This is a genomic window from Nocardia sp. NPDC003345 (assembly GCF_053589395.1).
The window spans coordinates 18,830-32,496 of record NZ_JBSFRU010000008.1; the positions used below are offsets into that span (position 1 = coordinate 18,830).

At 67.9% G+C, this 13,667-nt stretch carries 11 protein-coding genes; 6 read left to right on the forward strand and 5 right to left on the reverse strand.

Going from position 1 to position 13,667, the window contains the following annotated elements:
• Window positions 1–32 precede the first annotated feature (32 nt).
• The 5 genes from ACWDU1_RS02085 to ACWDU1_RS02105 are packed head-to-tail and all read right to left on the reverse strand — an operon-like array spanning window position 33 to window position 4,704.
• Entirely contained in the window at window positions 33–1,286 is a 1,254-nt protein-coding gene (locus ACWDU1_RS02085; protein WP_449995101.1) for an ABC transporter substrate-binding protein, read from the reverse strand.
• Complete coding sequence (locus ACWDU1_RS02090) at window positions 1,276–2,349, reverse strand: branched-chain amino acid ABC transporter permease (RefSeq protein ID WP_449995103.1); 1,074 nt, start codon at window positions 2,347–2,349, stop codon at window positions 1,276–1,278. Before ACWDU1_RS02090 ends, ACWDU1_RS02085 begins: the two co-directional genes overlap by 11 nt.
• Window positions 2,346–3,227, reverse strand: coding sequence for a branched-chain amino acid ABC transporter permease (locus ACWDU1_RS02095; protein ID WP_449995104.1), 882 nt, complete (start codon window positions 3,225–3,227; stop codon window positions 2,346–2,348). Before ACWDU1_RS02095 ends, ACWDU1_RS02090 begins: the two co-directional genes overlap by 4 nt.
• A gap of 2 nt (window positions 3,228–3,229) precedes the next feature.
• On the reverse strand, window positions 3,230–3,949 hold the full coding sequence (locus ACWDU1_RS02100) for an ABC transporter ATP-binding protein (protein WP_449995106.1): 720 nt from the start codon (window positions 3,947–3,949) through the stop codon (window positions 3,230–3,232).
• Window positions 3,946–4,704 carry an ABC transporter ATP-binding protein gene (locus tag ACWDU1_RS02105; RefSeq protein ID WP_449995108.1) on the reverse strand — a complete coding sequence of 253 codons (759 nt, stop codon included), beginning with the start codon at window positions 4,702–4,704 and terminating at the stop codon, window positions 3,946–3,948. Before ACWDU1_RS02105 ends, ACWDU1_RS02100 begins: the two co-directional genes overlap by 4 nt.
• A gap of 228 nt (window positions 4,705–4,932) precedes the next feature.
• On the opposite strand from ACWDU1_RS02105, the gene ACWDU1_RS02110 reads away from it, so the two are divergent.
• The 6 genes from ACWDU1_RS02110 to ACWDU1_RS02135 all read left to right on the forward strand — a co-directional run bounded on the left by ACWDU1_RS02110 (window position 4,933) and on the right by ACWDU1_RS02135 (window position 13,663).
• Window positions 4,933–6,240 carry a PucR family transcriptional regulator gene (locus ACWDU1_RS02110; protein ID WP_449995110.1) on the forward strand — a complete coding sequence of 436 codons (1,308 nt, stop codon included), beginning with the start codon at window positions 4,933–4,935 and terminating at the stop codon, window positions 6,238–6,240.
• Between the two features lie 234 nt (window positions 6,241–6,474).
• The gene (locus ACWDU1_RS02115; protein WP_449995112.1) at window positions 6,475–7,296 is read left to right on the forward strand and encodes an LppX_LprAFG lipoprotein; all 822 of its coding nucleotides are present in this window, start codon (window positions 6,475–6,477) and stop codon (window positions 7,294–7,296) included.
• A gap of 346 nt (window positions 7,297–7,642) precedes the next feature.
• Window positions 7,643–9,133 (forward strand): fatty acid desaturase, encoded by a 1,491-nt coding sequence (locus tag ACWDU1_RS02120; protein WP_449995113.1) that lies wholly within the window; start codon window positions 7,643–7,645, stop codon window positions 9,131–9,133.
• Between the two features lie 84 nt (window positions 9,134–9,217).
• Window positions 9,218–10,390 carry a type III polyketide synthase gene (locus tag ACWDU1_RS02125; protein ID WP_449995144.1) on the forward strand — a complete coding sequence of 391 codons (1,173 nt, stop codon included), beginning with the start codon at window positions 9,218–9,220 and terminating at the stop codon, window positions 10,388–10,390.
• 47 nt (window positions 10,391–10,437) lie between these two features.
• The gene (locus ACWDU1_RS02130) at window positions 10,438–12,219 is read left to right on the forward strand and encodes an ATP-binding cassette domain-containing protein (protein ID WP_449995115.1); all 1,782 of its coding nucleotides are present in this window, start codon (window positions 10,438–10,440) and stop codon (window positions 12,217–12,219) included.
• 184 nt (window positions 12,220–12,403) lie between these two features.
• Entirely contained in the window at window positions 12,404–13,663 is a 1,260-nt protein-coding gene (locus tag ACWDU1_RS02135; RefSeq protein WP_449995117.1) for a cytochrome P450, read from the forward strand.
• Window positions 13,664–13,667: the final 4 nt, after the last annotated feature.

Consider the following 13,667-nt stretch of genomic DNA (forward strand, 5'->3'; position numbering starts at 1 on the left):
TTGCGCCGCGGACGTTGAGCGGGGGAATTTCGTCATCGACCGGCGGTATCGACGAGATCGCCGGCGAGCACCCAGCGGTTCCCCTCGAACCGCTGGATCTGCATGGCCTCCATGGGGTATCTATCGCCCTCGCCGGTCCGCAGGGTGATACCGGGCAGCAGCAGATCGATTTCGACGTCGTTCAGCGAGCGCATGGCATCGCGCAAACCTTCCCGGGTTTTGCAGGCGGCGGCGTCGAATGTTTTGTGGAAACTCTGGGCCATCGCCCAGCCGACCAGCGTGTACCCGTCGTCGGGATCGGCGTCCGGGACGTACTGCGCCAGTTTGTCGCGGTAGAGCTTCATCCCCGGATCCCCGGCCCATTGCGGATCGGCCGGATCCTTCACGAATACCGAGGTGACCACGTTCTGGACATTCGGGAGCCCGACCGGTTCGAGCACGCTCATGGTGCTGGACACCTGCGAAAGGATGTGCAGCGGATTCCATTCCGGGTTCCGGGCATCGGCGGCCAGGGTCTGGGCCGCGAACTTCGGGGTCGCGAAATTCAGCAGGACGTCGGCCTTCGAACCGGCCAGGTTCCGCAGTTGCGGATCCACGGTGGGATCGGTGACCTCGTAGCTCTGCTCGGCGATCACCCGGACACCGCTGCCGGCGGTGCCCTCCTTGAAGCTGGCCAGCAGATCCTTGCCGAAATCGTCGTTCTGATAGATGACGGCGACGGTGGCGTCCGGCTTCTGCTCCTTGACGTACCCCGCGAATATCCGGCCCTCGGCGTGATAGCTGGGCTGCCATCCGATGGTCCACGGATGACCCTCGCCCGCCCCCCACTGGGTGGCGCCACCGGCGACGAAGATCTGCGGTACCTCGCGCTGGTTCAGGTAGTCCCAGACCGCGGCCGATGTCGGCGTGCCCAGGGTGGACAGCAGCGCGAACACCTGGTCCTGTTCGACCAGCCGCCGGGTCTCCTCCACGGTCTTCGGCGGCTGGTATCCGTCGTCGCGCAGCAGATAGTCGACCCGGCGTCCGTCGATACCGCCCTGTTCGGCATTGACGTAGGCGAAGTAGGCCTGCATCCCCTTCGGCAGTTCGGCGTAGGCCGACGCGGGACCCGACAGCGGGAACACGCCCCCGAGTTTCATATCGGTATCGGTGAGGCCGGTGGTCTGCTGGCCCTGGCAGTCGCCGGAGGCGACGGCGCCGTCCCCGTCGTCGCGGCTGCCACAGCCGGCGACCGCGAGCAGCACCGCCGCCGCGACGGCCGCTGCCTGTATCGCTCTAGTGCGCATGGGTTCTTCCTTTCCGGGCCCGGTGTCCGAGCCAGTGCGCCGCCCGGCCGACGAGTCCGGCCAATCCATTCGGCGCGAGGTACATGACCGCGATGATGAGCAGGCCGAAGATCACTCCCGGCGCGGCCTGATTGACGTCCTGGGCGAAGGTCGGGACATACATCACGAACATCCCGCCCAACAGCGGCCCCCACTGCCCGCCGAGACCCCCGACCACCAGGCCCGCCAGCAAGGTGATGGACAGGGTGAGGGTGAACGAATCCGGCGATACGTAACCGATGACCCAGATGTAGACGCAGCCCGCGACACCGGCGAGCATCGCGCCCCAGGCGAAGGCCAGCGTTTTGTAGAACGCCGGGCGGACACCTGTCACCTCGGCGGCGACCTCGTTATCGCGCACCGCGTGCAGCGCCCGGCCGACCCGCGACCGCAGCACGCCCGCGACCAGCAGATAACTCACCGCCGTCACCGCCAGCGCCAGGAAGTACAGCCACTGGTCCTCGGCCAGCCCGGTCCAGACCGGTGGCCGCGGCTTGTCGAGCGTCAGTCCCATGGACCCGCCGGTCACCGATTCGAAGCGTTTCAGCAGTGGTACCAGGAAGATCGCGATGGCCAGCGTCACCAGGGCCAGGTACAGACCGCGCAGCCGCAGCGCCGGCACCCCCAGACCGATACCGAGTACGAAGGCCACCGCGGCCGCCGCGGGCAGAGTCAGCGGATAGGGCGTATCCCAGCGGTCCATCATGACCGCGGCGGTATAGGCGCCGACCGCGAAGAAGGCGCCGTGCCCCAGCGATATCTGGCCGGTATGCCCCACCAGCAGGTTCAGCCCGAGCAGCGCGACCGCGTAGATCATCGCCAGCGCCAGCTGGAAAGTGTGGAAGGGGGCCAGTTCGAACGGCGCCCAGCAGGCCGCCACCGCCACGATCGCCACCACGATGCCGGACCCGCTGATCCGGATCCGCCGGGTCCGAGGCGCGGCGGCCGGCGGCTGCGGCGGCCGCGCGACCGGCGCGGCGGGCTGTGGATCCACCGCGGGGGGCCGAATTCCCATATCGCTCATACCCTTTCCACCACCGGGGTGCCGAACAGGCCCTGCGGCCGCACCAGCAGCACGCCGAGGATGATCACCAGCGGCACGCCGATCTTGAGTTCGGTACCGATGACGTCGAGATAGGCGCCGGCCAGGGTTTCGGCGACCCCGACGATGAGCCCGCCGGCGACCGCCCCGCCGGGACTGTCGAAACCACCGAGGGTGGCGGCCGCGAAGGCGTAGATGAGAACACCGCCCATCATGTTGGGCTCCAGGAACAGCAGCGGCGCCGACAGCACGCCGGATACCGCGCCGACGGCGGCGGCCAGGCCCCAGCCCAGCGCGAGCACTGTGCCCACCCCGATCCCGACGAGCCGGGCGGACTGCGGATTCGCCGCCACCGCGCGCATCGCCAGACCCGTCCGGGTGTAGCGGAACAGCGCGTACAGCAGGGTCATCACCACCGCGACCACGACGAGGATGCCCAGATTGCCGTATCCGGCGCTCACCCCACCGACCCGCAGTGTTCCCTCCGGAAACGGATTCGGAAACGCTTTCAGCTGATAGGACCAGATCCAGCCGGCGGCGGCGTTCACCACGAAGAACAGCCCCACCGTGACAATCACCAAGGTCAGTTCGGGCGCACCCTCCACCGGCCGGATGACGATCCGCTCGATGAGCATTCCCGCGGCGAAGGAGATCGCGAGAGTGACCGGGAGCGCCAGCCAGAACGGCGTTCCGGCCTGGACCAGCTGCCAGGCCAGGAACGCGGAGAACATGGCCAGCTCGCCCTGGGCGAAGTTGACGATCCCGGTGAACCGGTAGATGAGGACGAGGGCGAGGGCCAGACCGGCGTACAGCGCGCCCGCGCTGAGGCCTTCGATGATCTGTTGCGCGAATCCGGTCACGGTTACACCCGGTATCCGAGGTAGGACTGTGCGACCTGCTCGTTCGCCGAGATATCGGCGGCGGTACCGGACAACACGACGCGCCCGCTTTCCAGGACATGCGCCCGGTGCGCGGCACGCAGGGCCAGATGAGCGTTCTGCTCGACGACGATCACGGTGGTGCGTTCCTCTGTGTTGATGGTCTGCACGATGCGGAACAGTTCGCGGGTCACCAGCGGGGCCAGCCCCAGCGACGGTTCGTCCAGCAGCAGCAGGCGCGGTCGCGACATCAGGGCGCGGCCCAGGGCGAGCATCTGCTGCTGACCGCCGGACAACCGGCCCGCGGCATCGTGCAATTTCTCCCGCAGGATCGGGAAGTAGTCGAAGACACGGCGCAGCTCGGCGTCGACACTGCCGCGACCGCGCCGCGAGTAGGCGCCCAGCCGCAGGTTCTCCTCGACGGTCAGCGGCGCGAAGGTGCCACGCCCTTCCGGAACATGGGCCACACCCATCCGGGCCAGTTTCTCCGGCGCCCGGCCGGTGACCTCGGTGCCCGCCAGGGTCACCGAACCCCGCACCCGGACCATCCCCGACAGCGCGCGCAACAATGTCGTCTTACCGGCGCCGTTGGGTCCGAGGACGGCGCAGATCTCCCCCTCGGCCACCGAGAATCCGACGCCGTGCAGGACCTCGGCGGCGCCGTAGCCCGCGGTGAGCCCGGTGACGGTGAGAAACCCGCTCACGCGGCTGTCCCCAGATAGGCCTCGATCACGGCCGGATCCCGCTGAACCACTTCGGGTGGGCCGTCGGCGATGACCCGGCCGAATTCCAGGCAGACGACGCGGTCACAGATGCCCATGACGAAGCCCATATGGTGTTCGACGACCAGCACGGTGAGATCGAAATCGACACGCAGACCCGCCAGCAGACCGGCGAACTCCCCGACCTCTCCGTGGCTGAGCCCGTTGACCGGTTCGTCCAGCAGCAGCAGGCGCGGCCCCGCGGCGAGGGCGCGGGCGAGCTCGATCCGTTTCAGCGTGCCGAAGGGCAGGCCGGCCGCCGGATGGTCGGCGACGTCGTGCAGTTCCAGCCGTTCCAGCAGGCCGTCCACCTGGGCTCGGAGCCGGCGTTCCTCGGAGCGCACCCGGGGCAGGAACAGGCCCGCCGTCAGGAATCCGGCCCGCGCCCGGTGATGCGCGCCCACGAGCACGTTGTCCCGGACGGACATACGGGTGAACAGGCCCAGGTTCTGGAATGTGCGGGCGATACCGAGCCGCGCCATCAGGTCGGGGCGGACGGCGCGCAGGTCGGTGCCCAGGTAGCGCATCACGCCGGCTGTCGGTGCGCAACGCCTGGTCAGACAGTTGAACAGGGTTGTCTTCCCGGCGCCGTTGGGCCCGATGAGACCGACCATCTCACCGGCGGCGACGGCGAATCCGACGTCCTCCAGGGCCGTGATACCGCCGAATCGAACGGTCAGGCCGGATATCTCGAGCATGAGTCCTCCGGGTGCGAAGCCGGGCCGAAAGTCTGTGCGGCAGCACACAGTCCGCGGTACCGGCTATGGGTCAGGCCAGCGTAAGAGCGCCCCGAATGAAACACATCAGCTTTTGCGTCCCAATTATCGGCCGCGAAGTTGTCCGCCGAGGACAAGCGAACTGCGCATAATTTGATACATTTACGGCTATGTGTTGACATTCATCGCGACCACGTGGACCATCCGACTATGTCTGCTGGATCACAGTCGATCGTCGCCACGCTCCCGGAGCCGGTACAGGTGGCGCGCACCCGGATCGTCGGCACCATCTACGACCGCGCGGACGAGGTGGCCGCCCTGGGCAGCGCCGCCATCCTCGCCCAGGTACCGGGCTACGCCGGCCGTGACAGCGAATTCCGGGCCGATGTGCACGAGCAGGTCGCGCGACTGTGCCGTACCGGCCTCGGCGCGCTCCTGAACCAGCGCCGCGTCACCGCGGCCGATCTCGCCGCCACCCGGCGGGCGGCGGTACGGCGGGCGCAGTCCGGAATACCGCTCACCGACTACATCACCGCGTTCCGGCTGGGCCAGCAGGCCTTCTGGAAGTCCCTCGTCGAACAGGCGGGCGATTCACCCGCGGCCCGGGAGGCGACCCTGTCGATGGTGCTGCCGCTGACCCGGTATTGCGATCTGATCAGCACCCAGGCCACCCACGCCTACCTGGAATTCCAGCAGCACCAGTCCGCCGAGGCCTCCCGCGACGGTCGCGACCTGATGGAATGCCTGCTCGGCGGCGCGCTCCCGGAGCGCGGACCGCAGCTGAACACGGCGGCGGCGCACGGTATCGGCCTGGCCGCCACCGAACGGCTCGTGGTGGTCGCCGCGACCGTCTCGGAACGCCATGAGCACGACGGCGCCGCGGTGTCCGATACCGAGGCATCCACGCTCGTCGCCGCGGCGCTGGCCCGTACCGGTGTGAACGGTCACCGGACCCTGGCGGTGGTGCGGGATTCCGATATCGTCGCCGTCGCCGGCCTGGGCCGCACCGGAACGGTCGAGGATCTGTGCGCGCGCCTGCGCCGCACGCGCGACACCCTCACCGGTGAGGGAATGACGGTGTCCCTCGGCGTCAGCACCGTCCTCGCCGGCGCCGCCGAACTGCCGCGCGGTCACCAGGAGGCCTGCACCGCACTGGATCTGGTCCCCGAGGGCGGCGGTGTGACCGCCCTGCCGGAACTGAGCCCCTTCCGGTATCTGGTACTGAATTCCGACGAGACCGCCCGCGGCCTGGTCGACCCGCGAGTCTCGCGGACCCTGGCCGACGATCACGTCAAGGGCGCGGTTCTCGCCGACACCATCCAGGCGTTCGTGGCAGCCGATATGAACCTGCGGGAAGCGGCCGACGCCCTGCGAATCCACCACAACACGGCCAAATACCGCCTGCGCCGCATCCAGCAACTCACCGGACGCAATGTCCGCCGGGTGACCGATCTCGTGGAACTGCTGGTCGCCATCGAGCTGCGCCACACCCCGGCACCGATTCGCCGCGAACACTGACCCACTCCGGCACCGGCGGGGACCGCCAGTGCCGGAACAGGTTCCGCATCCCGAATCGCCCGGACCGGCGGCCCGGATCCGCGCGCGAGCACGGCATCGAGCCGATACCGAGATCGCGATAGCTCTGGTGCGGACCGCCGATCTTGCGCATACTCTGTGCGAGGCAGCATCGCTGCCGCAACCCTCGGCGCCGAATTCCTCGCCGCCGAATGGATCTCTCACGGGGTGGTAACCATGACCGACCTTGCAATGCGCGATTACGCCGGGCACAGACCGCGATTCCTCCGAGTCACGCCGGTGGTGGCCGCCGTAGCCCTGGCCGCCGCCATGATCACCGGCTGCACCTCGTCCGACGAGGGCACCGATTCGGCCGCTCCGCCGGCCTCGGCGCCGTTGCCCGAGGCCGCGCAGATCGTGCAGGAATCCGCCCGCACGACGCAGACCCTGCAGGCGGTTCACCTCGACCTCGAGGTGAGCGGCCTGCCGGATCTCCCGGTGGAGACCGTATCCGCCGATGTCACCAATCAGCCGCAGGGCGCCGGTCAGGCCATGGGGACCGCGCGGGTACGCACCGCGCCGGAGGAGCCTTTCATCGACGCCGAGTTCATCGTGGTCGACAAAACTCTCTACACCGCCGCGGGCGACGCGGCCTACGCGCCGGTGGGACCGGCGGAGAAGATCTACGACCCGGGCGTGATCCTGGACAAGGACAAAGGCTTGGCCAATGTGATCGCGCAGGTCCAGAATCCGAAGACCGAAGGCCGGGAGACGCTCGACGGCACCAACGTCGTGAAAATCTCCGGGACCATCGATTCGGCGGTGATCGACCCCATCGTCCCGCGGTCCGGCGAGGGCGGCGGTAGCTATCCGATCACCCTGTGGATCGCCGATGTCGCCCCGCCGGAGACCGCGCAGGCGGCCAAGCCGTCCGAGGAGCCCTCCCCCGGTGACGGCCCGAATCTGGTCCGCGCGGTGGTGGACAAGGCGCCCGGCAGTATCCAGGTCACGTTGTCGAAATGGGCCGAACCCGTCGAGGTCGTGAAACCGCAGGGCTGATTCTTCCGTCACCGCCCGGCGCCGGTGCCCGGTGCCGGGCGGTTCGGACGTATCCGGTGCCGCCGGCGCAGAGGCGGCACCGGATACCACTTCCGGTCCTGTGACCGGCTCACTTTCGTTCGTATCGTCGCGGCGACGGCGACGGCGACGATGCCGTCCAACGTTGCGCACGCGAGCGCCGAGGCCGTGCGGAAAGCATTGGGGCACAGGCGTTCGGCGGATATTCCGCCACGATCCGCGTACCCGTTCCCGCGTCGGCTCGGCACCGCACGCGCGCCCACCGCGGACGATACGAGGACACCCTGATCGGCCGGCTCCACCGCCGATCGGCAACAAAGGAATAGACATGACGACCAGCGACCACGCGGAGGTCGGCGACCGATCCGAGGCACCGCCGGAGGACGAGTTCCGCAGACCACCCGGCCCCGGAGGCCGGCCCCCGATCTCGAATGTCTGGGTGTACAACGGCAGAGCCTACGACCTGAGCGACTGGATCTCCAGGCATCCGGGCGGGGAATTCTTCATCGGCCGCACCAAGAATCGCGATATCACCTCGATCGTCGGCTCCTACCACCGGGAACCCGAACGCATCGAACGGATGCTCGAGCGCTACGCACTGGATCGCCGCGCGGTTCCCGAGGATATCCATCCGAAGAACAACGCGCCCGATTTCCTCTTCAAAGAGGGGTTCGACAGCTGGCGCGATACCCCGACATACGATTTCTCCGATACCGGAGATCTGCTGCACCGGATCAAGGCCCGGTTGCGGGAACCCGCCGTGGCCGCACGGATCGCCCGGATGGACCGACTCTTCGATATCGTCGCGATCCTGCTCGTGATCGCCTATTTCGCCGTGCAGGCGCTGCGATTGACGCTACCGGCCTGGATGCCGCTACCGCTGTTCGTCGTCGCCATGGTGGTACTGCGCAGCTCCCTCGCCGGGTTCGGGCACTACGCGATCCACCGGGCGCAGAAGGGGATGAACAAGGTCTTCACGAACTCGTTCGATATCAACTATGTCGCGCTGTCGTTCGTCACCGCCGACGGCCACGCCCTGCTGCACCATCCGCATACCCAGAGTGAAGTCGATATCAAGAAGAACGTCTTCACCATGATGACGCGGATTCCGCGGCTCTATCGGATACCCGTCCACACCGTGCACAAATTCGGGCACACCGTCACCGGTATGACGATCCGGCTGCTCGATGTCGTCCGGCTGACCCGTAAGGTCGGAGTGAAGGAGATGTACGGGACGATGGGCGGCGCGCTCCCCCATTTTCTGGGCTCCTTCGGCGTGCGGTTCCTGCTGGTGGCCGAACTCGTGGCGTTCGTCGTGGCCGGTGATTTCTGGGCCTGGGCACTGCAATTCGTCGTCACCCTGTGGTTGAGCACCTTTCTGGTGGTCGCCAGCCACGACTTCGAGGTCGATACCGCGGATCTGCCGCCGTCCGATACCGCCGACTGGGCCGTTCATCAGCTGGAGCAGGCCTACGACCTGACCGTGGTCGGCAACCGCTATATCGACTGTTTCCTCTCGGCCGGGCTGAGCCCGCACCGCGTGCATCACGTGTTGCCCTATCAGCGCAGCGGTTTCGCCAATATCGCCTCGGAGGACATCGTCCGCGAAGAGGCCGCGAAATCCGGTGTGGCCTGGCTGCCGCCCAAGAGTTTCCTCACGGATCGTTTCCCGAAACTATGCCGCACCTATGTGTTCTCGCGTTCACGCCAGGCACAGGAGCAGGGCTGGGGTCCGGTACGGGAGCACCTGTCCCCGGCCGCGTGGAAAACCTGCGGCGTCTACATGGTTCAGGGATTCACCGGAATCGGCACCGTCTGATTCGTTTACGCCGGCGGCGCCCCGATCGATCAATCGTGGGGCGGCGTCGCCGGCTCCTTTTCCCGAAAGGTGGAAATCGTGTCCCTGTCCCTCGATATCGACGGGTTCTCCCCGGTCGGCCGCGGCCGGCCCGGCCCCGACCCACTGCCGCCCGCGCCGCCGACCACGGTGGGTGTGATCGAAGCCGTGGCCACCGGATCTCCCGCCGCCACCTACGCCCAGGCCGAGGCGGTGGAGCGGGTCACCGCTCTGTTCGACGCCCCGGAGCAGCGTGAACGGATCGCCCGGATCTACGAGAAGACCCGGATCGACACCAGGCAGCTGGCGGTGGACCCGCTGGACCCCGAGTTCCTCGGATTCGGCCGGGTGCCCGGCACGATCCGGACGCGGATGAATCTCTTCTACGAACACGCCGTACCGCTGGCGGTGGAGGTCGCGCGCCGGGCCCTGGCCGGGGTCGCCGACCCGGCTCGCGAGATCGGGATGCTGATCTTCGTCACCAGCACCGGGCTACTGGCTCCGGGCGTGGATATCGCGGTGCTGCGGGAACTCGGCCTCTCGCCCGCTGTGCACCGGATCGTTGTCAATTTCATGGGTTGCGCGGCGGCGATGAACGGCATCCGTACCGCGGCCGACTATGCCCGGGTCCATCCGGACAAGAAGGCCATGGTGATCTGCCTGGAGCTGAGCTCGGTGAACGCCGTATTCGCCGACGATGTGAACGATGTGATCATCCACAGCCTCTTCGGCGACGGCTGCGGGGCCGTCGTGGTCGGCGCGGCGCCTGTACATCATCCGCTGGCGCCCGGCACGGTGGTGGTCCGCGATACGTTCAGTCACCTGTTCGACGACGCCGCGGACGGGATCGTGCTCGGCATCGGCGCCGACGGCATCACCTGCGAACTCGCCGAGGACCTGCCGCGCTATATCCTGCGCGGCGTCGACCCGGTGGTCACGCGGGTACTGGCAGGCCACGGCCTGACCAAGCCCGATATCGCGCACTGGGCAATCCACCCGGGCGGGCCCAGGATCATCTCGGAATCGGTCCGCTCGCTGGGGATCGATCCCGGGTGCGCCCGTACCAGCTGGGATGTCCTGGCCCGCTTCGGCAATATGCTGTCCGCCTCGCTGATCTTCGTCCTGGAGCGGATGGTCCGTGACTCCGCGGACACCACCGGTATCTCCACCGGGGTGGCCTTCTCCTTCGCGCCGGGGGTCACGCTCGAGGGCCTGATCTTCGATATCGTCCGGCGCTGATCCCACGACCGGCCGCCCGGCCGCGTCACCCAGAGAGCGACCTCATCATGCAACTCATCGGATTCCTCGTCACCATCTCGTGGGCCCGGATCGCCGCCGTGGCCGCCACGGGTCTGGTCTGCGGTGCCGCGAACACCTATCTGATCATCCTGATCAACGGGGTGGTCGCGCCCGGTCCGCGGCCACCGGCCACACTCGGGCAGTTCATCCTCACGGTCGCGGTCGTCCTGGTCAGCGGTCTGCTGTCGCAGATCCTGCTGGTCCGGCTGGCCCAGGACGCGATCTACCGGCTCCGGTCCGACCTCAGCGCCGGCGTGGTCGCCGCGCCGCTCGAACATCTCGAACGGCTCGGCACACACCGGCTGATCGCCACCCTCACCGAGGATGTGCGCTCGCTGTCCATGGCGGTCACCGCGATTCCCGCCATATGCATCGATATCGCCACCATCGTGGGCTGTTTCGTCTTCCTCGCGACGCTGTCCGGTCCGCTCTTCGCGATCATGGTGGCGGGCACTCTCGCCGGAGTGGCCTGCGTCGAACTCTTCCTGACCCGCGTACGCCGGATCTACCGGGACGCGCGCGAGAACGAGGACTCGCTCATCCGCGCGTTCCAGGCGGTCACGCTGGGCATCAAGGAACTCAAACTGCATCGCGGCCGGCGCCGCGATTTCATGCGCCGCCGGCTGCTCGGCTCGGCGGCGGATCTGCGGGCCCAGAACATCGACGCCGGCGCCCGGTTCGCGCTGGCACAGAGCCTCGGGCAGCTTCTGCAGCTGGCCACCATGGCGCTCATCCTGTTCGGGGTGGCCGCGGCACTGGATCTGTCCCGCGAGGTGATGGTCGGCTACGTGCTGGTGACGACATTCCTGTCGATGCCCATGCAGAACTTCATGCACCGGCTCCCCGACCTGCTGCGCGGCGATATCGCACTGGCCAAGGTGCGGGCCATGAACCTGTCCATGGACACACCGCACAACGAGGAGCAGCTGCCCTACGCCGACCGCCCGGCTCTCGAATCGGCGCGGCTGGTGCTGAGCGGCGTCCGCTACGCCTACCGTTCGGACTCACCGCCGCCGTTTCCAGCCGGCCCCGACGGCCCGCCGCCGCATCCCCCGGGCCCGCCCGCCCCGCCGCCGGATGTGGACGGCCGCCGCCGTCTCGACCACCACCGCGACGGCCGGCCGCTACCGCCGCATCCGGAGGCCGAGGAGAGTGAGCAGTCCGGTTTCCGGCTCGGACCGCTGGACCTGGTATTCGAGCCCGGGGAGATCACTTTTGTCATCGGCGGTAACGGAAGCGGGAAATCCACGCTCGCGAAACTGGTCACCGGCCTCTATATACCGCGCGGCGGCACCATAACTGTGAACGAAGAACCGGTGGATCACGAAAATATCGAATGGTTCCGGCAGAATTCGGCGGCGGTATTCACCGATTTCCATCTCTTCGAGGAGTATCTGGGGTTCGACCGTCCCGATATCGACGACGAGGTACGGCGCTACCTCACCGAATTGCGGCTCGAGGACAAGGTCGAGGTGCAGGACGGCAAGCTCTCCACGATCGCGCTGTCACAGGGGCAGCGCAAGCGGCTGGCGCTGTTGACGGCACTGCTCGAAGACCGGCCCATCTATGTTTTCGACGAATGGGCCGCCGACCAGGAACCACAGTTCCGCGAGGTGTTCTACCGCGAGATCCTGGACGGATTGCGGCGCCGCGGCAAAACCGTCATCGTGATCACCCACGACGACCGTTACTTCGATTGCGCCGACCGTATCGTGAAACTCGAGTTCGGTGCGGTGGTCACCCCTGTTCCGGTCGTGGCGCAGACCTGACGCCGGTTCCGCTGCGGTGCCGCAATTGCGTCGGCGGTTCGCGTGCGCGGCCCGGACCGGCCTGGGTATCATCCTCGCCGGTAACGAAATGTGTGCCGGCCGAACACTTTCGAGCAGCGAATTCCGTTCGGCCGGTTGACGAGCGCGCCCGGAGCCGGGCGCACCGACCTCAGGGGGTACTCGAGTGACAGGGCAGTCCCGGCTGCAACCGGCGCACCGCCGCGGGAGAACCGCCGCATCCACCGACGCCAGCGGCGCCCGTATTCCGATATACACCAAGGAATTCGCCGCCGATCCGCATACCGCGTACCGGCGGATGCGGCTGCGCCACGGAGCGCTGGCGCCGGTCGATATCGCGCCGGGCGTACCCGCCACCCTGGTGATCGGCTACCGCACCGCCCTGCGAATACTCGGCGACACCACCCAGTTCCCCTCCGACCCGCGGGCCTGGCAGCAGAAGGCGCCGGCCGGTCTGCCGATCGTGCCGACGATGCAGTGGCGGCCGAACGCCCTGCGCAGCGCCGGCGCCGACCACGAGCGGTACCGGGACGTGGTGGTCGACGCGCTGTCCGGCGTCGATCTCATCGCACTGCGGGCCCGGGTCGCGCGAGTGGCGGTCCCGCTGATCAACGGGTTCTGTGGCGACGGCTCCGCGGATCTGATCGACAGCTATGTCGTGCCACTGGCGTTCGAGGTGCTCAACGGGATACTGGGCTGCCCGCCCGATCTCGGCGATCAGCTGAGACAGGGACTCGGCCCCATACTCGATATGCGCACCGACGAGGAGGCCGAAGCCCTCGCACAGAAGGCGCTGGCCGAACTGATCGCCGTGCGCCGGGCCGAACCGGGTGACGATGTCACCAGCAGGCTGATCCGGCATCCGGCGCAGCTGACCGACGAGGAAATAGCCCACCAGCTGCTCGGATTGTTCTGGACCGGAGTGGAACCGCCGCGTAATCTCATCGCCAATACGCTGCTGCTGGTACTCACCGACCCCCGGTTCTCGGCCAATCAGGTCGGTTTCGCCCCACCTGTCCGCGCGGCACTCGACGAGGTTCTCGCTACCGACCCGCCGCTGGCCAACCACTGCATCACCTATCCGGCGCTGCCCGTGCTGATCGACGATATCTGGCTGCCCGCCGACCAGCCCGTCCTCATCGGCCTGGCGGCCTGCAACAACGACCCGGAACGGACCCTCGGCACACTGGCCGCTCCGGAGACCGGCCTGGCCTGGGGCGCGGGCGTGCACGCCTGCCCCGCGCACGCCCGGGCGATCGCCGGGATGATCGCGGAGGAGGCCATCGACCAGCTACTCGATGCCCTGCCGGATCTGCGCCCCGCCTTCGATACCGAAGACGCCGTCTGGCGCCCGGGCCCGTTCCAGCGCGCCCTCACCGCGCTACCGGTCGAATTTCCGCCCACGCCGGGTATGCATATCCTCTGAGACC